Annotated in this window: 17 protein-coding genes; 5 read left to right on the plus strand and 12 right to left on the minus strand. The window is 42.9% G+C overall.

The features are described 5' to 3' along the window. The first annotated feature begins 535 nt into the window (after positions 1–535). Entirely contained in the window at positions 536–1,729 is a 1,194-nt protein-coding gene (locus tag MTO98_RS19340) for an endo-1,4-beta-xylanase (RefSeq protein ID WP_243480570.1), read from the plus strand. A gap of 215 nt (positions 1,730–1,944) precedes the next feature. On the opposite strand, the gene MTO98_RS19345 is transcribed toward MTO98_RS19340, so the two are convergent. Beyond that, positions 1,945–3,945, minus strand: a complete 2,001-nt coding sequence (locus MTO98_RS19345; RefSeq protein WP_243480571.1) for a family 43 glycosylhydrolase — start codon at positions 3,943–3,945, stop codon at positions 1,945–1,947. A 923-nt stretch (positions 3,946–4,868) separates the two neighbouring features. On the opposite strand from MTO98_RS19345, the gene MTO98_RS19350 reads away from it, so the two are divergent. Together MTO98_RS19350 and MTO98_RS19355 are read left to right on the plus strand one after the other, a co-directional pair. Then, positions 4,869–6,137, plus strand: a complete 1,269-nt coding sequence (locus tag MTO98_RS19350; RefSeq protein ID WP_243480573.1) for an Hsp70 family protein — start codon at positions 4,869–4,871, stop codon at positions 6,135–6,137. A gap of 88 nt (positions 6,138–6,225) precedes the next feature. Next, on the plus strand, positions 6,226–7,419 hold the full coding sequence (locus tag MTO98_RS19355; protein ID WP_243480579.1) for a winged helix-turn-helix domain-containing protein: 1,194 nt from the start codon (positions 6,226–6,228) through the stop codon (positions 7,417–7,419). A gap of 150 nt (positions 7,420–7,569) precedes the next feature. Here the strand turns inward: MTO98_RS19355 and MTO98_RS19360 are convergent, their stop codons facing one another. The 11 genes from MTO98_RS19360 to MTO98_RS19405 form a co-directional block, all read right to left on the minus strand. Then, complete coding sequence (locus MTO98_RS19360; protein WP_243480580.1) at positions 7,570–8,934, minus strand: sigma-54 dependent transcriptional regulator; 1,365 nt, start codon at positions 8,932–8,934, stop codon at positions 7,570–7,572. A 3-nt stretch (positions 8,935–8,937) separates the two neighbouring features. Beyond that, positions 8,938–10,638 carry an ATP-binding protein gene (locus tag MTO98_RS19365; protein WP_243480581.1) on the minus strand — a complete coding sequence of 567 codons (1,701 nt, stop codon included), beginning with the start codon at positions 10,636–10,638 and terminating at the stop codon, positions 8,938–8,940. After that, on the minus strand, positions 10,635–11,762 hold the full coding sequence (locus MTO98_RS19370; protein ID WP_243480583.1) for a sensor protein KdpD: 1,128 nt from the start codon (positions 11,760–11,762) through the stop codon (positions 10,635–10,637). The genes MTO98_RS19365 and MTO98_RS19370 overlap by 4 nt, the downstream gene beginning before the upstream one ends. 76 nt (positions 11,763–11,838) lie before the next feature. Further along, positions 11,839–12,915 (minus strand): porin, encoded by a 1,077-nt coding sequence (locus tag MTO98_RS19375; protein ID WP_243480584.1) that lies wholly within the window; start codon positions 12,913–12,915, stop codon positions 11,839–11,841. Between the two features lie 11 nt (positions 12,916–12,926). Further along, a complete protein-coding gene (locus MTO98_RS19380) occupies positions 12,927–13,496 on the minus strand; it encodes a K(+)-transporting ATPase subunit C (protein ID WP_243480586.1) in 570 nt (189 codons plus the stop codon). A gap of 111 nt (positions 13,497–13,607) precedes the next feature. Then, positions 13,608–15,635: a potassium-transporting ATPase subunit KdpB gene (gene kdpB / locus MTO98_RS19385; RefSeq protein ID WP_243480588.1), complete on the minus strand. Its 2,028-nt coding sequence runs from the start codon at positions 15,633–15,635 to the stop codon at positions 13,608–13,610. 1 nt (position 15,636) lies between these two features. Continuing rightward, complete coding sequence (gene kdpA, locus MTO98_RS19390; protein ID WP_243480590.1) at positions 15,637–17,352, minus strand: potassium-transporting ATPase subunit KdpA; 1,716 nt, start codon at positions 17,350–17,352, stop codon at positions 15,637–15,639. A gap of 6 nt (positions 17,353–17,358) precedes the next feature. Beyond that, entirely contained in the window at positions 17,359–17,436 is a 78-nt protein-coding gene (gene kdpF / locus MTO98_RS34475; protein WP_371825430.1) for a K(+)-transporting ATPase subunit F, read from the minus strand. 101 nt (positions 17,437–17,537) lie between these two features. After that, on the minus strand, positions 17,538–17,690 hold the full coding sequence (locus MTO98_RS19395) for a hypothetical protein (RefSeq protein WP_243480592.1): 153 nt from the start codon (positions 17,688–17,690) through the stop codon (positions 17,538–17,540). Positions 17,691–18,198: 508 nt separating this feature from the next. Continuing rightward, the gene (locus tag MTO98_RS19400; protein WP_243480594.1) at positions 18,199–18,852 is read right to left on the minus strand and encodes a hypothetical protein; all 654 of its coding nucleotides are present in this window, start codon (positions 18,850–18,852) and stop codon (positions 18,199–18,201) included. A 43-nt stretch (positions 18,853–18,895) separates the two neighbouring features. Continuing rightward, positions 18,896–19,375 (minus strand): hypothetical protein, encoded by a 480-nt coding sequence (locus MTO98_RS19405; RefSeq protein WP_243480595.1) that lies wholly within the window; start codon positions 19,373–19,375, stop codon positions 18,896–18,898. 407 nt (positions 19,376–19,782) lie between these two features. Here MTO98_RS19405 and MTO98_RS19410 point away from each other — a divergent pair, with 407 nt between their 5' ends. Both MTO98_RS19410 and MTO98_RS19415 read left to right on the plus strand, forming a co-directional pair. Further along, positions 19,783–21,786 (plus strand): sensor histidine kinase, encoded by a 2,004-nt coding sequence (locus MTO98_RS19410; RefSeq protein ID WP_243480596.1) that lies wholly within the window; start codon positions 19,783–19,785, stop codon positions 21,784–21,786. Next, the gene (locus MTO98_RS19415) at positions 21,773–22,408 is read left to right on the plus strand and encodes a response regulator transcription factor (protein ID WP_243480597.1); all 636 of its coding nucleotides are present in this window, start codon (positions 21,773–21,775) and stop codon (positions 22,406–22,408) included. The genes MTO98_RS19410 and MTO98_RS19415 overlap by 14 nt, the downstream gene beginning before the upstream one ends. The last annotated feature ends 74 nt before the right edge of the window (positions 22,409–22,482 follow it).

The following is a 22,482-nucleotide window of genomic DNA, read 5'->3' on the forward strand; positions in this document are numbered from 1 at the left end:
ACTTTATTTATTGAACCATCTTTGTTACAAATCATATAATTGATACAAACGATATGTTATTGCGCCGATAGGCAACTCCCAAAATCGACAAATAACCCAACCAGAGCGTGATCATGATAGCCGGGTAAAAGTCATTATAATATCTTCCAACGGCTATCACAAATGTTCATGAAGATTAATCAAATGTTTAAGGTTGAAAAAAAGTTAATAGGATTCCGCTCGGGCGCTGCTGATCAAACCGGTTGAAGCACATTTGTTATACACAATTAAACAAACGTTATACTCACAGTTTTTCTTTAGTAATACCTTAGTTCCTGCCAATTAGCAAGGGTTAATACAGCAATAAATAGCATCGTTGCTGGCTACATCTGTTTCAACAGTCATCGAAGAGGATTTGATAAGAGGCAATTTATTCTGGGCCGGCTATGATCAGCAGTATAACTGATTTTTCAGATCGGTCATTGCATACGGTTTGTGCATGCTTTAAACAAAACAGTTTAAAGCGCAGGTTTAATATCAGCAACAAAACAAAAACATGATAAATAAAACAAACAAGTATCTAAAGGTTAGGAGCATGATACTTTCAGCGGTTGTTGTTATTCCCTTTTTCGACCTGAAGTTAAAGGAAGGTTCAAAAAAGAGTTTCTTACCTCAGCAGCAAGCCCAATCCGATACAACGGGGAAAGGTTTAAAAGATTACTATAAAGGTTACTTTCCTATTGGCGTTGCAGTGAACATGGGGGCCATATCAGGCCAGCAAGCGGAGCTTATTGCCCATGAATTCAATAGCGTTACGCCAGAAAATGACATGAAAATGGGTCCGATCCATCCTGCTGAGCATGTTTATAACTGGAAAAACGCCGATGCTATTGTTGATTTTGCGCAAAAACATCATATTAAGATCAGGGGCCACAATTTACTTTGGCACAATCAGGCACCGGCGTGGATGTTTCGGGACAGCAGTGGCAACCTTGTAAGCAAAGAAGTGCTGCTTAAACGCCTTAAAGATCATATTACAACGGTGGTAAAACATTTTAAAGGTAAAATTTATGCATGGGATGTAGTAAATGAAGCCATAGATGACAATCCTGCAGTTTATCTTCGAAACTCGCTTTGGTACCAGATCTGCGGTGAAGATTTTATCCCGAAAGCGTTTGAATATGCACATCAGGCCGATCCATCCGCTGCTTTATATTACAATGATTACAACAGCGAAGTACCATCTAAACGTGATAAGATATGCCGCTTGCTCAAAAGCCTTATCGATGCCAACGTTCCGGTTTCGGGAGTGGGTATGCAGGGGCATTGGAAACTAAATGACCCAACGCCGGAGCAGATCAGGGAAGCTATTGACAAGTATGCAGCTTTGGGGCTGAAGATCCAGATTACAGAGCTGGACGTCACCATACGCTCGGGCCGGCCGCCAAGAGGGACAGATATCAATAAGTTACCTGCAGATTCTGGTTACACCCCAGAAATAGCGCGGCTGCAAAGTGAACGATATAAGACAATCTTTGGCATTTTTCGCGATTATAAAAAAGTGATCACCGGTGTTACCTTTTGGAACCTTTCTGACCGCTATAGCTGGCTTGATTACCATGGGGGCGGTATGGCCGGTGGCGCAGCTGCAGGTGAACAGGGGAATCATATTATTCTTAAAGCGTACCCGCTGCTATTTGACGAAAACCTGCATCCTAAAAGTGCGTACTGGTCGGTTGTAAAATTTTAGCATTGGACTGCTTAATTAAAAAAACAGTATCATCATGATAGCCGGCCCTACCTGTACCTGAATGCTATCCAATATTAAACTATCCTGGTGCCTAAAAAAGCTGCGTGATTAATCATAAATCACGCAGCTTTACTTTTTTAATCACTATTATTTTACAGAAAGGCTGTAATAATAAAAATGGGAACGCATCATTACTGGCTTATCGGGTAAGAAACTTATTTAAATATCAATGATTTAACCGATAAAGCATTCTTATCTCCTTTTATCCTGATATACAGATCGTGCTGACCGCTAATTGCAGGTATCTTTGCCGATAAAGTAGACCAGCTTGTTAATGAGCCTGTACTTTTAACCGGTATCGTGGCTATTTTTTTACCATTTTTGGATAAGCCATCAATCCACACTTCAATCCTGCCATTAGTAAGTGCAGCCGCAGTCAGGGCTATACGGGTTGCCTTGTTCGATGCCATTCCTATATTTACGCCTCCCAACATCACCCAGGCCCCGGCATCGTTATTTACCGTTGCCCCCTCTACAGGCGATAACGTTACGCCCCAATAATTATTGGCACCTGATAAAAGCTGCTCCGAAAAGCCGTCTTTATAAACAAAAAGATTAAAATTAGCTGGCTTACCTTCAGCAAAAAGGCCGAGGCTTGTACCAACCCATGAATTAAAATCAGGCTGTGCCTTATCTAATTCGGCAGCATTGATAGCCGCACCAATTTGATGCCAACTTAAGCCGTCAGCACTGTAATAACCTGTTAGCTCATGCGCTTTTCGCTCCAGTTTCAACCAAACGCTTGCTCCTGAATTGTTTTCGGCACTGAATGATTGCTTACCCATAGTGAAGATAATTTTCTTTCTTCCTTCATCAAATCCGCTGTATAGACGGACATTTACCGATTCGTTGCCAGAGGTCAGGTAAAGCCCTGCCCCATCTCCGGCAGCCGAAACATTATCCTTTACCCGTGTAATAAGCGAATAATAATGTCCCGCTTCTTTTTGCAATATATGCGTTCTGCCTCCTTTGGGCTTAAGTGTAAGCCAGCCTTTATTGTCGGTAACCGAATATTGCATTGCAGCGTTCCTGTTAAGAAAGTGCCAATACAAGGATAAATTTGGATTTTCAAATTCGTCTGATCGGGGTAAACGCCAGGACAGGCCGTTGTTTACAAGATTTGGACGAACAAGCGGCATATCTGAAGGATAAGGAACAAAAGGACGGCCATCTGCTGTCCATTGAACCTGTAAAATCAAGTCCTGCCTTCCCTGCCCACTCCAGTCATCGCCTTTTGGCGCGTCATAACTTTGTGCTATACACCACCATGTACCATCGTTTAACCGAAACGGGGATGACATGTGATTGGCTGACCTGAACCGGTTGTCCGGATCTTTTGAAAATGCAAATACTTTTCCAAGGTTTTCCCATTTTGTCGAATCGGCAACAAGTGATCTTGAACGAAGAACATATTGCCCGCCGGTAACATCACCTGCCATAAAGTAATAATACCAGCCATCTCTCTTACACATCACCGGGCCTTCGGCCCAGCTGTATTTCTTATCATGATTGATCCAGTCAAGGTTGATCAATTTTCCTGTCAGATGCCCGGAATGATCAATCTGCTGTATCCGGTTAGTTGTTTGACCGGGTTTAATAATCATATAAGGTGTACCATCATCATCTACAAAAATGGAATTATCATAGCCGATGGGGCCAGTATCCGGAGTTGTTTTCACTTTTTCAGGCGCAGACCACGGGCCAGCCGGGTTAGTTGCGCTGGCCATGTATTGCCCTCCTCCTGCACTGTTTGAAAAATAAATATGATAAACACCATAAAAGTAGGTTATTGCACCCTGCCAAATACCAGCCCCCGGAGCGCCTGATTTTAGTTCGTCCCAATCCGCAGGCACAACCCTCGAAATAAGTTCCCAATGCAATAGGTCTTTAGAATGCAGCACAGGCAAATTAGGGGCAAAATGAAAACTGGAACCGCACATGTAAAAATCATCACCTACTTTTAAGAGGGTCGGGTCCGGGTGGTCACCCGCAAGCACAGGGTTTACATAAGTTCTAACCTGATCTGCAGCATCCGGCGGATAAGGGGCCGGCTTAATATCTCCAACTCTATTGAGTTGAGCCAACGCGCCGCCATGCAAAACCGTACAGAAGAAAAAAGCCAAACTACAACGGGAAATAATGGATTTAAAAGTCATCAGCGTATAAATAATTATAAAACCTAAAAATATGATCGCTGTCAATGCTTTAGTACCCCGTTTGTAACTAATCGTACAACTAATGTACAACAGCGCCGTTTTTTAAACTATTTTTTTGGTTATAGCAATACTGACGCCTTCGCACCTATTTACCCTGGTATTTTAAGTTGATTATAGACATTTGTGCTACAAAAATCATCAAACAAAACAGTGCCTGAATTTCAAAGTGTTGATTTTTACAACAGTATTAATCCATACTACTTGTTTGGGTGTCTGTTTATTCTCAGACAGGAACATATTGGCAAAGTAATGACAGCGCAAGGCCGTCCTTACTTATTTTGATCAGGAATTTAAACAGCAGTAGAAAAATATAAAAAATTGGTTTCAGATTTAGAGCATGCGGGAGTGACAATAACCTGAGTTTCGAAAAGATCGATTCTCGTCATTAATCCCAGCTTTTTAGGGCCTGTTTGTATTAATTCCACATCAGGCAGGCAAAAGGTTATAAAAAATTAAGCCTCCCAAAACACTCGCTGCTTGAGAGGCTTACCTAAACTTATTTTCAGATTTTATCCGAACTTCAAAAATATCGACTTTTAGTGATAGCATAAATACCGCTTTATTGGTATTTATGACTTAGCTTTTTTTAAAACATGATGACTTTAATGCGTTTTCACCAAAAGCGCCTCCCATCGGATCTCATCAAAATTTGCGTTCAGGTGCAACAGGGGGTTGCGAACTTAAGCTATTTTTTGATAATCAATTTATCTCCGGCAAAACGACTGCTGCATCAACCGATTTTTGAGGGTATAGCTGCATAGGCTGGATATTTTTCGGGCACTGTTTAAATTGAATTTGCCATCGCCGCTCTTTTTTTATACTTTCGCCGCCCCGCAGATTTTTATCGCATTACCAGCCCTGCTATGAAGAATTTTTTATACGGCATTGATTTCGGAACAACCAATTCAGCCCTGGCCATTTATGACGAAGAAACGAACGAATTATACGGTACCGTCATCATTCCTTCTCTCATTTATTTCTATCAGCAAACCGGCCCCGGCAATAGCCCCAATTACGTAGTTGGTGAAGAAGCTATCTCAGCTTACCTGGATGATAACATGAAGGGGCGCTTTATTAAATCAGTTAAACAGATCCTATCCAGGAGTAGTTTCACGGAAACCCGCATCCAAAACAAAAAGTATAATGCATCAGAACTGGTTGCGATCATTTTAAAAGAGCTGAAAAACCGCGCAGATGAGCTAACCGGACAGGATTGCAGGAAGGCTGTTATTGGCAGGCCCGTTTTTTTTGACGACGATGACGTTAAAAAAGATACGCTGGCGCAAACCCGGCTTAACAAAGCAGCTGAACTGGCTGGCTTTAAAGAAATCCGTTTTCAGTTTGAGCCTGTTGGGGCGGCTTTTGCCTATGAAAAAAGCCTCGCAAAAAAAGAACATGTATTGGTAGCAGACCTTGGCGGTGGTACAACTGATTTTACTTACCTGGTACTTGACCCCGAAAAAGCAGGCAATAAAGACCGGACGGGCGATATTATTGCCAACGGAGGTATTTATATAGGAGGAGACAACTTTGACTCAGCTTTTATGTGGGATAAAGGCACACCGTATTTTGGCAAAAACACCCAATACCAGGCCACGCCTGGCAAAGTGCTTACCGTACCAAAGTCGCTTTTCGCCAATATTTGCTCCTGGGAACAAATGAATTTCTTTAACAGCCTGCGTATTCAGAAGGATATTGAGGATTACTATTATTTTTCGGGCCGCGACCCACAGTTTAAGAACCTCATCACCCTGATTGATAACAATTTGGGGTATTCCGTATTTCAATCCATCGAAAAAACAAAGATCACACTTACCACCGAGGATACCGCCACGTTCAGTTATCACAAAATGGATATCAGTATCAACGAAGAAATATCTTTGACCGATTATGAACAGATCATTGCGAAAGATGTAAACCGGATCTCCGATTACCTTGACCATTTTTTATCCCAAAATCACATCCAACCCGAAAACATCGACAGTCTTTTTTTAACAGGCGGAACTTCCATGGTAGGCAGTATTCAAAAACTTTTTAAAAACAAGTTTCCTCATACCAGGCTCATTTCTGCCGATAATTTCCAAAGCGTAGCTAAAGGACTGGCTTATAGCGGCTACCTGTTTGAAGGCTAAATGATTTATTAAATGACTAAAGCCATCCAACATCGCTAACAATAAATTGCTTCGGCCCGGTTAAGCAGATATTTATTATTTTGCCTGTATGGAACCTATTTCACTTTCCGGGCGGCAGGCGCGTAAAATTATTCTGCACACTGCCGGGCTTGCCCAAAAGGCGCAGTTTGGAACCGGCATCGAAGCCGTTTACCGGCTTGTAGATCACCTTGGTTTTATCCAGCTTGATACGAATTACGTAGTAGAGCGGGCACATCATCATGTCATAGCTACACGAGTACCCGATTATGAACCACGTTGGCTGGCGGAGCTCACTGAAGAGGGCCGTATTTTTGAATATTTCACCTCCGATGCAGGTTATCTCCCGATGCATGATTTTCGGTTTTCGCTGCCCGTTAAACAGGCCTTTGCCAATCGCCACGAACCATCTGCCAAACAGGAAATAAATTTAATGACACAGGTAATGGACCGGATAGAACGCGAAGGGCCGCTGATGGTAGGCGATTTTGAGAACGACCGGTTGGAAGCCAGCTCAGGCTGGTGGGATTGGCGCCCGGCCAAAGTAGCGTTAGAGCGGCTATACCTTGAAGGTAAGCTGATGATCACCCGGAATAAAAGTTTTCATAAAGTGTATGACCTGCCCATGAACCTCATTCCCGGGGACACAATCCTCACAGTACCAACGGCCGAAGAATACGCGCGTTTTGTTATCAGGCGCACACTGGGGGCCCTCGGCATTGCTTACGCCAAAGAAATAGCCTGGCGTGCCCGTTATGTAAAAGGGAACCTTGTAAAAAAGGAACTTGCCAGGATGGTTACTGAAGGTGAATTAACAGTGGTTCAGGTAGATGGCTTAAAGAGTGTCCCGCTTTATATGCTGCCCGATCATCCAACAAACATCGGGCTATCCGGTGATGCGTATATCCTCTCCCCCTTTGATATCCTGAATGTGTTTCGACACCGTTTACGGGATTTCTTTGATTTTGATTACCAGATAGAATGTTTTGTACCGGCAGCCAAGCGTAAATACGGATATTTTAGCCTGCCGGTACTGTTGGGCGATACATTTGTAGCCCGCATGGATGCCAAGGCCGAAAGGAAACAAAAATTGCTGATTGTTCATAACCTTCATTTCGAAGATGTAGCGTTGGATGAAGCCGCTATTGAGAAAATCGTAACAGAACTGAAGGCATTTGTGCAATTTAACCAGTGCCGGGATATTGAATTTAAAAAATCGAATAATCAGATGTATCTGCAACAAATGATGAAAGGCTTTGCATAGCTTCTCCTGCAAAATATCGGTTTTAAACCGTTTCAAACAGTACTTTCAGGCTATATTTCATTACTCCAATTATGATGTTTACGCCCTACAGCTTAAGGTTCCTTTTTTGATCAGTTTTACGCAGATGATACTTATATATAAAATGCCCTGTCAGCCAAGCCTGTACTCATCAATTTTTCGGTAAAGTGTTGCCTGGCTGATGTTCAGCAACTTTGCTGCCTGGGTTTTGTTTTGCCTGGTATAGTGCAGCACCCGTTGTATGTGTAACCGCTCAACACTTGCCAAATCAAAAGCCGATATAGCACCATCATGCACAACGCTGCGCTGCTGCATCTCTACCGGTAGGTTATCAACATTAAGTTCTGCAGTTTGGCATACGATGAGCGAACGCTCCATAACATTACGGAGTTCGCGAATATTACCGCGCCACTCATTGCTTTTTAACTTTTCGATGTAAGCAGCTGTCATTCCTTTTACATGCTGATAAGCATCTTTAGTCAGCTTTTTCAGGAAGAAGTCGGCCAGTTGAGGAATATCTTCCTGCCTGTCCCTTAAGGGCGGCAGGTTAATGGTTACCAGGTTAAGGCGATAATACAGGTCTTCCCTGAATTTTCCGTGGCTTATCTCCTGCTGAATATTCCGGTTGGTGGCTGCGATAACACGGATGTTTACCCTGATCTGCCGGGTATCTCCAACCTTGATAAATTCGCTGGTTTCCAGTACGCGCAACAGTTTAGCCTGCAAATCCATAGGCATTTCGCCTATTTCATCTAAAAAAAGGGTCCCCCCGTCAGCTTCCTCAATCAAACCCTTTTTATCTTTGGCTGCTCCGGTAAAAGCCCCCGCCCGGTGGCCAAATAGTTCGCTTTCCAAAAGTTCTTTACTAAAAGCACTGCAGTTTAAACCCAGAAAAGTTTGTGTTTTACGTTTGCTGGCTGTATGTATGGATTGTGCAAAAACCTCTTTTCCGGTACCTGTTTCACCTAACAACAATATAGGTGCATCGGTAGGTGCGGCTTGCCGCGCAAGTGTTTTAGCTTGTGTAACAGCAAAAGAGCTACCTATGATAGCATCAAAGCTGGCATAACGTTCTGCAGCCTCATTTTCTAATTGTGCTATGCGCTTTTCAAGTTTCACCTTTTCCAGTGCACGGTAAAGCAAAGGCAATATCCGCTGGTTATCATTTGCCTTGGTCAGGTAATCAAATGCGCCGTTCTTGATGGATTGAACGCTATCGGGTATGTTACCGTAAGCGGTGAGCATGATCACTTCAACATAAGGATGAACAGCCTTGATCTTTGGGATAAATTCTACGCCATTACCGTCTGGTAGTTTTACGTCACACAGAACAACGTCTATATTCTCTCTTTCAAGTACCTTGATCGCGGCCTTTAAATTCTCTGATTCAAATACCGAAAAACCTTCAAGCGACAATACTCTTTTAAGTAACTTACGCACGTCGGTTTCGTCTTCAATAATGAGTACCTGAGCAATGATATTATTTGTAACTGTCATGTGTTAAGCGTTGACTAAAATATTAAAACCAAAAGTGCTGCCCTCACCAAAGGTACTGTTTACCCATATCTTGCCGCCTTGCGCCTCTATAAATTCTTTCGAAATAGATAGCCCAAGGCCTGTTCCTGATTTTTCATTACTGCCAGGTACCTGGAAATATTTCTCAAACACTCGTGATACATACTGTTCTTCAATGCCCCGGCCCTGGTCGGCTACGCTGAACTGTACTATATCTCTTTCCTGTGTTGCCATGATTGCCACCGTGCTTTGTTCCGCAGAAAACTTGATGGCGTTGTTGAGGAAATTAATGAGCACCCAAATGGTCTTTTCATCATCAAGATTAACCGGTGGCAGTTTTTTGGCAACACACTCATGTATCGTGATGTTTTTTTGCCCTGCCTGTTGTTTAACGGCCTGTACCGCCTTCATAATAAGGGTTTCAGGTAGTACAGGTTCTTTTTTTAGTTGAATTTGGCCGGTTTCAATTTGCGAAAGGTTAAGCAGTTCGCCAGTGATCTTTAGCAGGCGTTCAGTATTTTTCGCGATAGTTCCCAGTATCTCTGCCTGGTCATTATTCAGTTCGCCAATGCGCTTATCTTCAAGCAGCTGTGTGCTCATGGCAATGGCAAATAGTGGTATCTTCAACTCATGCGATATAGTGGCAATGAAATTGGTTTTGGCAGCGTCCAGCTCTTTATAAGGTGTAATATTCCGGAGGATAATAACACGCCCCCAGGTAATGCCATCAGTTTGGATCGAGATGGATTCCTGCACAAAGAAACTTTCTTTATTGTCCAGATAGATCTTGAGCTGCTTGCTCGTTTCGTTCTGTAAAACCGTTCTGAGCAAATCGTTTTGGATGGCTATATCAGCAGCGTATTTACCGGTGATGTCTTTTTCCCTTAAACCGAACAAACCTTCGGCAGCTGAGTTTAGGAATAGTATCTCGTTTCGGTTATTAAAGCCAATAATACCATCGTTCATTTTGTTGATAATAGCCTCTATCCGGCCTTTCTCTGCCTTTATCTCAGCCAGATTACTATGCTCGTACTCGTCAAGTTTCCCGGCCATCGTGTTAAATGTTTCGGCGAGGCTGCCAAATTCGTCCTGCTGTTTCAAATGGACCCGGGCGCTGTAATTCTTACCGGCGATCTCCAGGATACCGGCATTTAATTCTTTTATGGGTTTTGATATAATTCCCGGAAAATTGATAATGAAAGAGAACGCAGCCAGGCTTAAGATGGTAACAATAATGGTAAGCCAGGCAGTAGCCTGCCGTGCGGTAGCTACGGCTTTTGCATTTTTATGGATAATGGCAATCTCGTTAACGTCGTCTATTTTAAAGATGGCTTTATGCATCTCTCTGAACTGTGTAAATGCCGCCGGATTTTTCTTAAGCTGTTCAAACAATGCACGAACTTGTGCTGTGGCCTGAAATTCTCCGGGCTCGGTGATGTTATTCTCTTCCAGGCGGAGGTTCTTTTCAAATACGGCTATTTGGCTTGGGTCCTCCTGTATCTGGTCGAGCGCCTTTAACATCTGCCCGCAATATTCCACACTGATCTGATTATCCTTTAATATTTTACCAGCATCGCTACTGAGGCGGTTAACGAAATAAATGCCCAGACCGCCAAAACTGATGATTACAATAAACAAAAACAGCAAGCCAAGCATCAGCTTGGTTTTTATAGTAGTGATCTTCATGACAGAATAACTAAATCGACATCCATTTTTCCGAGTGTTATTAATAACTGGTTAAAGGTAGCAGTCTTGAGGATGATACTCAATAAGGAGAGATGGGGTTTTCCCATACAGAGGGTTGTGATCTGTTTATCGGCGGCAGCTTTAATGATACCACCAGCCACAGCCTTGCTTGTTACACGCACTACCTCGGCACCCATTTGCGTTGCCAGTTTAAAGTTGTTGATGAGGTGCCGCTGGTCTGCCAGCCCTATCCTGTCGGCAGCTTCTTTAGGGGTTTGAATATAAAGTACAAACCATTTAGCGTTATAATAAGTAGCCAGCCGCGCCGTTTTGCGGATAATAAGCTTAGCCGTTTCATTATTGGCGCTGATACAACACATTAGCCGCTCGCGCCGGGCCTGCATCAGCCCCGGCACTTCGCTCTGTATCTTTCGCTCAACCTGTGTAGCCACCTCCTTTAGGGCCAGTTCACGCAACTGCAGGATCTTTTCGCCCTGAAAAAAATTCTGTAATGCATATGTGATCTTATCGCTGGTATATATTTTACCTTCTTTTAGCCGCGCAATAAGCTCATCTGATGTCAGGTCGATATTAACCACCTCATCGGCTTGCCCAAGTATACTATCGGGTATGCGTTCTGCTACCTCAATGCCCGTTATCTCCTTAACTTCCTGGTTGAGGCTTTCAATATGCTGAATATTGACAGCTGAGATCACATTGATGCCCGCATCAAGTAATTCCACCACATCCTGCCATCGCTTTTCGTTTTTACTCCCTTCAATATTGGTGTGCGCTAATTCATCAACGATAACAATTTCCGGCCGCAGGGTTAATACAGCCTGCAGGTCCATCTCTTCCAGCTGCTTGCCCCGGTAAAACACCTGCCTGCGCGGTACAAGAGGTAATCCGGTTATCAGATCGTGTGTTTCCTTACGATTATGGGTTTCAATATACCCTATTTTGATATCGATGCCACTCCGCAGCAATGCATGTGCCTCCTGCAGCATACGAAAGGTTTTCCCCACGCCTGCGCTCATACCTATGTAGATTTTGAATTTACCCCGCCGTGATCGCTGTATCAGATCAAGAAAGTGCTGAACGTTGTTATCCTGGTTATTTTCCATGGTGGTAAAAAAGGAAATTGTACCCCTGGCTTCAGGAGTACAATTCGGTTTAAAAAGCCTTTAAAGGGGCTGATAGTTAAAAATTAAATGCCAGGGCTGTAGTTACAAAAAGATTATTATTGGTGCTGTCGCCATTGCGCTTAATAAAAATATCATCACGATTGCTCAGGTCGCGTAACTCGATACGCCACAATAAATTGTCGAGTATGTGGTAGTCCAGGTTTGCAGAGTATCCCCAGCTACGCAAACCGCCTGCATTTGTACTAACAATTACGCCGTTTGGATCATGATAATATTCGGCCCGGGCAGCAATTGCTACTGTTTTAGACATCGCGTACCTTACAATCAGATCGGGCGTATACCAGGTGTAAAAACGCGAGGAACCTTTATCCTTTTGTTCAGCACCAATATCAAACCCTGCAATCACCAACCATTTATCGCTCAGCTGGAACGTTCCATACAAATCATGGAAATAACGCATACGGCGCAGGCTATCGGGCTTATCATTACCTGCAAAAGAGCTGCTGTTAAGTGTTATATATGCTGAAGGCTTAAAAGTGACCTGCGTGCCAAATGCAGGAGTGGTATTCCCATCCGGCCTTTGGATACGCTGCCACCCGTTCAACACCATGGCACTTAAATACCATTTTCCGCTCGGCGAAGTATAACCAAGTTTGGCCCCTGATTCAAAATACGGCGAATTTTCGGCTGCAAGGCTGCGGCTCAGCGTTAAATTATCTTTGCCTATTGCGCTTTCCCAGCCAATATGTGAGGGCATAATACCGGCATCCAGCCATAAATTGCTTTTTGCAGATAGCCTGAACCCGATATTGGCCTGGTATAGATTTTTCATCACACCACTTTCAGCAGCATAATTAGCATTCATATAAGTGCCTGCAGCCAGGGCTACATTTGCACGCACCCTATCCGTGTTGTATGACGCCTGTATCAGCCCGAGGTTCAGGTTAACCTCATTGGTCCTGTTAAAGTTATAGAGGAAAGGCGGAATGGTATTGTTTCCTACCCGGTTAAAATCATAGTTATAATACGTTTCAATGTAGCCGCTTACTGTAAGCGGCGGTGTTTTAGTATCCTGAGCCATTGCCGGCAGGGCGGTGCTTATCAATAATCCTGCAAATAGTTTTTTCATCATTTTCTTATTCATTATTTATTCTTCATCTCATCCAGTGCTACGTTAAGTTCAAGCACATTCACTTTTGCAGGTCCGAATAAGCCCAATAATGGTGCTTGTATATGTTGGTTTACCAATTTATTTACTGCGGCAACAGAAAGGCCGCGTACTTTGGACACCCGCGCTATCTGTATCCTTACACCTGCAGGTGACAGATCAGGATCCAGGCCACTTCCAGATGCTGTAACAAGCTCGGCAGGTACCTGAGCGCGGTTTACACCTGGATTATGTTTCAAGAAAGTATCGATGCGTACCTGCACTTGTTTAAGGTAGTCTGGGTTGGACGGGCCTTTATTCGAACCTCCCGAACCAGCGGCATTATAATCTACAGCTGAAGGGCGTGACCAGAAATATTTGTCGTTAGTGAATTTTTGGCCAATACTGGCATAGCCAACTACACGGCCATGGTATGTTACTGTTACACCATCGCCATGGCCTGGCGACAATTTGCCAATACCGGCTATGGCTAAAGGATATATGCCGGCTAACAATACAATGAGTATTAACGTGAGCTTAATGGATGGCAATAAATATGTTTTCATTTTTTTAATTTTTAAAAGATGAGTTTGGGGAACGCAGGGCTTGTTACGGATGGTAATTAAAGCTTATCTGTCGCCCTAAATCCATACCCTACGTGCCCGGCTCATTTTGCTTTATATAAATAAGGCTACAACTATGTCAATCAGTTTAATGCCTATAAATGGTATAATGATACCGCCCAAACCATAAATAAGCAGATTACGACGTAGCAGTGCACTTGCGCCTATAGGTTTGTACTCTACACCGCGTAAAGCCAATGGAATCAGAAGCGGAATGATTATCGCATTGAATATCACAGCCGAAAGAATAGCAGACTGCGGGCTATGCAGATCCATGATATTCAGCGCTTTCAGCGCCGGTATCGAAACCATAAACAAGGCCGGAACAATAGCAAAATACTTGGCCACATCATTAGCGATGGAGAACGTTGTCAATGTACCACGGGTCATCAATAACTGTTTACCGATCTCCACAATCTCGATGAGCTTGGTAGGATCATTGTCAAGGTCTACCATATTACCGGCTTCCTTAGCAGCTTGTGTACCGCTGTTCATAGCTACCCCAACATCGGCCTGAGCCAGTGCCGGTGCATCATTTGTACCATCGCCCATCATGGCAACCAGTTTGCCGCCCTGCTGCTCCAGTTTAATATAGTTCATCTTATCCTCAGGTTTTGCCTCAGCAATAAAATCATCCACACCTGCCTTTGTAGCAATAAATTTGGCGGTAAGCGGGTTATCTCCCGTCACCATCACGGTTTTTACGCCCATTTTACGCAGTCGCTCAAAGCGTTCAGTAATACCGGGTTTAATGATATCCTGTAACTCTATCACTCCTATGATCTGCTCATTTTGCGATACCACCAGCGGCGTACCCCCATTAGATGCAATCTGCTTTACGCGCTCTTCTACCTCGGGCACAACATTGTTGCCTGCTTTCAGTGCCATGTTCCGGATCGAATCAAAGGCACCCTTACGGATACGTTGTCCATCCGCAGTATCCAAACCACTGGATCGCGTTTCGGCAGTAAATTTGATAAACGTGGCTCCTTTAAGTGTAGTTACCGCCGGGGCAGCCGTACCTTGCGCGGCCAGTTCGACAATAGATTTTCCTTCCGGGGTTTCATCTGCCAAAGAACTAAGCACACAAGCCTTTACAAAATCGGCCTCTGCCACTCCGGCTATTGGCCAAAAATTGGTTGCCTTGCGGTTACCTATAGTAATTGTTCCGGTTTTGTCTAACAACAGGGTGTCCAGATCACCTGCCGTCTCTACGGCCTTGCCCGATTTGGTGATCACATTAGCTCGCAGTGCCCTGTCCATACCGGCAATACCAATGGCCGATAATAAACCACCGATTGTTGTAGGTATAAGGCAAACAAACAGCGAGATAAATGAAGCTATAGTAATGGGAGTATTGGCATAATCTCCAAAAGGCTTTAAGGTTACGCATACAATTACGAAGATGAGCGTAAAACTGGCCAGTAAAATTGTTAGCGCTATCTCGTTAGGCGTTTTCTGGCGGGAAGCACCTTCTACCAGGGCTATCATTTTGTCTAAAAAACTTTCGCCAGGCTGGGTGGTTACCTGTACAATAATACGGTCTGATAACACTTTTGTGCCGCCGGTTACCGATGATTTATCGCCGCCAGATTCGCGGATCACAGGAGCAGATTCGCCGGTGATAGCCGATTCATCAATGGTTGCAATACCTTCAATGATCTCACCGTCTGATGGGATGTGATCACCCGCTTCGCAGATAAATATGTCGCCTTTTTTTAATTGCGACGACATGATTTGCTGTTCTTTTCCATTTACCAGCATCCGGGCAGGTGTTTCTTCGCGCGTTTTTCGCAGGCTTTCGGCCTGGGCCTTGCCGCGTGCTTCGGCAATGGCTTCGGCAAAGTTGGCAAACAGCACAGTGAGGAAAAGAATGATAAATACGGTGAAATTATAGCCAAAACTGCCCTGATCACGATGTGTAGCCGAATAAATGCTGACCACCAGCATAATAGCAGTACCTATCTCAACCGTAAACATTACCGGGTTACGAAAAAGAATACGCGGATTTAGTTTCACAAACGACTGACCAAGTGCGTATTTTACCTGGTTGGCCTGAAATAATGTATTTTGAGTTTTCATTTTATTTTAGAGAAAAATGTTCTGCTATCGGGCCTAATGCAAGTGATGGGAAGAAAGACAGGGCAGCAATGATTACAATTACAGCAAATACCATCACGCCGAAAGTTGCGGTATCGCTTTTAAGTGTGCCGGCCGATTCGGGGATATACTTTTTCCTGGCAAGTAAACCTGCAATAGCCACAGGGCCAATGATAGGCAGGAACCTGCCAAGCATCAATACGAAACCGGCACTCACATTCCAGAAAATGTTGTTATCGCCCAGCCCCTCAAAACCGGAGCCATTGTTGGCTGCGCAGGAAGTATACTGATAAAGCATTTCCGAAAAGCCGTGATACCCCGGGTTATTAAGCCAGGATGACGGTTTTACAGCCCAGTCGGCGTTAGGCATATGCACAAGTACATAAGATGATATAGCAGTGCCAACCAGGATAATAAAAGGATGAAGTAACGCAATGACCGATGCAATTTTCATTTCGCGTGCTTCTATTTTCCGCCCAAAAAATTCTGGAGTACGGCCTACCATCAGGCCCGAGATAAAGACGGCAATGACTATGAAAATATAAAAGTTGAGTATCCCCACGCCGCAGCCACCGTAAAAGCAGTTGATCATCATGCCCATCATCATCATAAAGCCAGATACCGGCATTGCGCTGTCATGCATAGAATTGATAGAACCTGTAGAAATAATGGTAGTCATGATGCTCCAATAGCCGGTTGCAGCGGGGCCAAAGCGCACCTCCTTGCCTTCCATAGCGCCGGTTGGCTGGCTGATGCCCATATGCGTTATAGCCGGATTGCCTCCCATTTCGGCTTGCATTGTAGGAATGAGCAACAGCAACATACCTATGGTCATGACGCCAAACATCACATAGGCAAATTTCTTTTTGTTGAGATAAAAGCCAAGAGCGAATATCAAGGCAACAGGTATAATTACCTGTGCGGCAATTTCCACTACGTTGGTTAGGTAGTTGGGGTTTTCCAACGGGTGGGCCGAGTTAGCACCAAACCAGCCGCCGCCGTTGGTTCCCAAATGTTTAATGGCTATCATTGCGGCTGCAGGTCCGCGTGAAACATGAACGGTATCACCCTGCAAACTGATAAAGGTATCTTTTCCTTTATAGCTTGTAGGCGTCCCGTTAAAGGCCAGGATAACAGCCATTATTACCGACAGCGGTAATAGGATACGGGTGATGGATTTGACAAAGAAATCCCAAAAGTTTCCCAGCTTATCGGTTACTTTATCCCGGAATGCTTTAAACAAAATGAAAAGTGCCGCAATACCAGTGGCCGCCGATACAAACTGCAGGAACATTATCACAAAATGCTGTGTAAAATAAGTAGCGCCGGTTTCGCCCGAATAATCCTGCAGGTTACAGTTCACCAGGAAACTGATGGCCGAGTTAAAAGCAAGATCAGGTGTTTGACTGGGGTTGCCATCGGGGTTAAGCGGCAAATGCCCCTGAAATAAAAAGGCAAAAAACGCATAAAATAGCCAAAGCGCATTGATAGTAAGCAGCGCAAACAAATGTTGTTTCCAGTTCATCTCCCTTTTGGGATCAACGCGGCAAAAGCGGTAAATAAATCGCTCCAGTGGAGCCATAAAGTCCAGCCAGGTTTTATCGCCCCTAAACATACGGGCGATGTAAATACCAAGCGGAATAGCAATAACGAGTGTAAGAAGGTAACTAAATATTACCCCTAAAATTTCGGTGTTCATATTAAGTTAGAATTTTTCGGGTTTAAGCAACACATAAACCATGTAAATGAACACGGCTATCGAAATGATAAATAAAGCGTACATGATTTTCAGATATTTTCGAAGTAATCAACAGATTTAAAAAAGAGCCAAAAGCATATAAGCCCGGCTGCAACAAGTATCAGGGTAAGCATAAGGATCTGTTTTTAATGATACAGTGTTTTAAACTTCAGATAGGTCAGGTAGACCAATGCCGCAGCCACAAGCCAGGCAAATACGATAATGAAGATATCTTTGAAGGAATGCTTATGCTTAACCTTAGAGATAGCTTCAGGAGGTGAAATGAATTGTTTTGACATGATTTAATTCTTATTTGACACGGGCATGCCAAAATAAAAGCCAAAACTGCAGCAGCTCCTTGAACAGGAGGCCAATACTTTAATAATTAAACACTTACATCATTTATTAAAGTTATACAAACAGCAACATACACAGTCAAACTTCACTAAAAATGAGAGAGTCTCTCATTTTTAGTGAAGTGCTTTTACAATAAAATCAGTATAATTTTGCCCCCGGATTGGGGTAAATAGAACCAGCTCTTTGATCACGTGCGGATTCTGAGCACATTTAAAAAGTTCTTAACGTGCATTTTGGAAACCCTGATTTAAAAGCCGACCTGTTTAGCAAATTGAAAACAGCAAGCCTGATCACAATATCAAGGAGCTTTGAGTTAAAATTGATGTGCGTTGATCAGGTTTTTTAAGATAGAACTGCCCAACCTGACGTCTTTACTTAAACTGATCAACAAAAAAGAGTTACCGTAAAACCAGTAACTCTTTTGGGGGCTTTAGGAAAACTGCAAAGCTTTTATTTTAATTTGATGTTAACCAACTCTCCGTCGGCTTTAACTTCAACAAAGGTTTCAATACGATCTTCATGGGCTACAGAATATTGCTTTTTTTGATAATAATCTGTGGTATAGCCGTCGTTACTATAACCTGAACCCGTATACTCGTTATATGAGCCTGTCGTAGTGTATCCTAAAATACCCTGCAGAAAATATTTTCCAGGCTTCATTTCGGGAAAAGTGAATTTGCCTTTACTATTGGTAATAGCTTCAAGCCTGTACCTGTAGGCCTCGTCAGAGAGATACACGTATCTTTTTTTCTTTAAGTTTTCTTTCTTGTCCCTTAACTTGTGCCATTCCTCAAAATAAGGCGTAACGGGTAGCAGCACTACTTTAATTTGATTGGCGTAAATCCGTTCGGCCATCAGCGGACTGAAGCCAAGGCTGTTTTTTATCTTTGTAAACGCCACACCTTTTATAGTAGCCGTACCCCTGGCCAGCATTTTTTTTGCCTGCAGCGAATCAAAAGCTGCTTCGGGGTAAATAATGTCAACTTTCTCTTTCTCTTCAGGCTCCTTGTATTGTGCAATTGCCGATGTGCATGTTGTCAAAAATATCGCTAACAACAAAACATACCTGTAAAATGATGTCAAACGTTTTAGTTGAAAGTTCATGGTTAATTTTTGATGTTAATATGATAAGGTTCAGGGATATTTATTAGTAGGTGTAATCGTGAGTAAAATCGGCGGTTTTGGTTACTGCTACATTTTGATTGTCTGCCTTCACCTCTCCGTTTATCTCAGCCTTGTAGCTGATTGTGTATGACACATTTGCCGGACTAAGGCATTGTATACCAACACTTATGACTTGTAATGGAGCTACAGATTCTACAACATAGGTTTGCGTGTTGCCGCTAAATTGGTTCAAGCCTAAGCTAACCCCTTGTTCGTTATTTTGTGTAACCCCGTTTACCTTCCATACAGTTGAGTTTGATACGTCCGTAGCCGCACCCACCATAACAAATGATATATAGGCAGATGAAGGAGCCCCTTTAACAGTTATTGTGAATTTAGCGGTCTTGCCTTTAGTTACAGGCGTAACAGGATCATTACTCTTTTTACTGCATGATAAGAAGCCAGCAAAAACGATAATACTCAAAAATGCAAAAGTGATTTTTTTTAAAATGGATGTTTTCATAAATGTTTGGTGATATAATATATTAGAATAGATAAATGCGCTTATGAAGCAAAAATTGAACGGCTGAACAAGCCTTACTACCTGTGTTTCGCCCGGTTAATTACTTATTATCATTTAAAACGGCTTCAGATACCACTTGCAAAGCAGACCTTTGACGACACCATTAGTAGATTGAAAATAGATGTTTTCATAGATTATTTATTTAACGATAGATTAATTACAAAGCTATTTCATCTGCCATCGAACTGAAATACCCTTATTTGTCGTTTTTATTCTCCTGATTTTTAGGTATTTTTTAGTTAACTAAAAGGAAACCTACTGGCGTTTAAATTTAAAAGCAGATATTTAGAATTGATTTGCCGTTACCTGCAGTTCTCTATCACGACAGGCGACAATCATTCTATCACATGAAAAATTTATACCTGCTATTATTTTTGCTGCTTTGTACATTACAAGGGGTATCCCAACAGCAAATTCCGCTTAACGAAAAAAAATATGTTGATAGCCTGGAAAGTGTCCTGAAACAAAATAAAGCCGACAGCTCCAAGGCTAACGCCAGTTTTCTGCTGGTTGATTATTGGAAATTTAAAGACACTGTAAAAAGCAAAGGCTACTTGCTCGGTGGCAAAAAGCTGGCACAAAAGTATCCTTACTACAATGCACTGTCGCTTTTTTATGAAGGGCAATATTATTTTAACTGGAGCCCGGTTAAGGCATCAGCAGCATTCAGGAAAGCAGCCGACGCACTGGCTGCATTCAGCAATAAAAGAGCTTATGGCAACTGTGCTGCAGCCTGGTTCAATTACGCGTTAATGAACAAAGATCAGAAAGGATATGACTTTGTAACAACCATTACCCTCGAAAAAGCCATCCCCAATGCCGAAAAGGCGGATAATCCGATCATGCTGGCACATTATTATACACAACTCTCCACCATTTTCATGAACACTTATCAATTTGCAAAGGCCGGTCAATATGACCAGAAAGCTATTGATATATTAGAAAAAGCAGGACCGGAATCCTCCACCCTCTTATTTGCTTATTTAAGCGGGGTAAGTATTTATTGCTATGATAATAAAACTGCTTTGGCATTGCCACTCCTAAAAAAAGCCGAATTGCTGCTCACCGCTTTTCCAACATCCGTAAATTACACCTTATACTATTATAACGAAGCCTTATATTATACTACTACCCAGCAACTTGAAAAGGCGCTCGCAAGTACAGAAAAGGGCTTGGTTTTAGCGAAAAAATATAACCAGAAACAGTTGTATCAGCAATTCTTTTTCAGAAAGTATGAGATCTACAGCAAGCAAAAGGAGTATTCAAAAGCAAGGCAAATACTACTTGACATCATCCGCGACGGTACTTTAACAGCCGAAATTAACGACCGGGCCGAAATTTATGCCGAACTGGCCAAAACAACAGGTCTTATGGGTAGTTATAAAGAGGCTTACAACTGGTTAAGCAAACAAAAAACGTTGACAGATAGCATCCATAAAAGCCAAACACAGGTAAAGATCAGCGAACTTGAAACAAAATACCGAACAGTAAAAAACCAGGAAAAGATTGCGGCCTTACAAGCACAAAACAAACATGCAGCTTTAAACACTAAAAATCAACGTCTTTATAATTGGATGCTCGGGTTGAGTTGCGGTTTTTTGCTGGTGACACTTGCCTTTGTATTTACAAATGCGAGGGCTAAACATAAATTTGCAGCCCAAAAAGAAATTAACTATCAACAACAACTCAAAGAGCTTGAGCAGAAACAACAGCTCAAGGTAGCAAAGGCTATGCTTGACGGCGAAGAACATGAACGTGAACGTGTAGCGCGCGACCTGCATGACGGATTAGGAGGAATGCTTTCAGGAGTAAAGATAGGCCTTTCGGGATGGACCAGCAGTAATGTCGGCGTATCCGACGATAAGGACCTGCACAGGATCATTAACCAGCTGGATACTTCAGTAAGCGAACTGCGGCGGATTGCGCGTAATATGGTTCCGGAAACTTTGTTAAAATTCGGCCTCGAAACAGCTCTGAAAGACCTCAGCGAATTTCACATGCGCGATGGCCTGCATATTGAATACCAGGCTTTCGATATTGACAGAAACATTCCCCTGGCTGTACAACTACATATATATCGCATTGTACAGGAGCTTATTTCAAATGCCATAAAACACGCCAGTCCGAAAAATGTTATGTTGCAGTGCAGCCAAAATGGGGACATATTTTTTATCACCCTGGAAGATGACGGCTGTGGATTTGATACCACAGTATTAAATAACAAAAAAGGAATGGGGCTCGACAATCTTCAAAACAGGATCGCATTTTTGAAAGGAAAATTTGAGATCCAGTCGGCTATTAATGAAGGAACTACAATAAATATTGAACTGAACACCAATGCAGACGGATAAGCTGGCGGTTGCCATAGTAGATGATCATCCCATCGTTATAGAGGGCTTAAAAATGCTTTTACAAAACGAAGAGAACCTGCAGGTGATAGGAGGCTTCTGTGACGGCGAAAGTATATTGGCTTATCTCCGGTTAAATAAAGCAGATTTGATTTTGCTGGATATAACCCTTCCTGATATCAATGGTATGGATCTTTGCAGAATGATTAAGGACGAATTCCGGTCGACTATGATACTAATTCTGAGTAACCATACTGAGCGGAGCATTATCATGCAAACTATCCAAAACGGTGCCAGTGGCTATTTACTTAAAAACAGTTCGATAGATGAACTTCGCAATTGTATTACGGAGGCCGTAAATGGAAATATTTGCTTTAGCAAAGAAGTGGTGGAGATAATCAGCAGGCCTACCAAAAACCAATTACAGGGCAGGCCACAACTTACCCGCCGCGAAAAGCAAATCCTGGCATTGATAGCCGAAGGAAAAACCAGCCAAGCAATAGCCGGCGAACTATTTCTAAGCCCGTTAACCATTGATACCCACCGCAAAAACCTGATCCAAAAATTTGAAGTAAAAAACGTGGCCGAATTGATAAGAGCAGCCCATCAGCAATACCTCCTTTAAACTGCGTTCCGAATCATTGGCAAGCCATTAGCTGCAGGATAATTTGCATTTTAAGAAGGGCCCTGTCGACTATA

It is taken from the genome of Mucilaginibacter sp. SMC90, from assembly GCF_022811725.1.
Taxonomy (GTDB): domain Bacteria; phylum Bacteroidota; class Bacteroidia; order Sphingobacteriales; family Sphingobacteriaceae; genus Mucilaginibacter.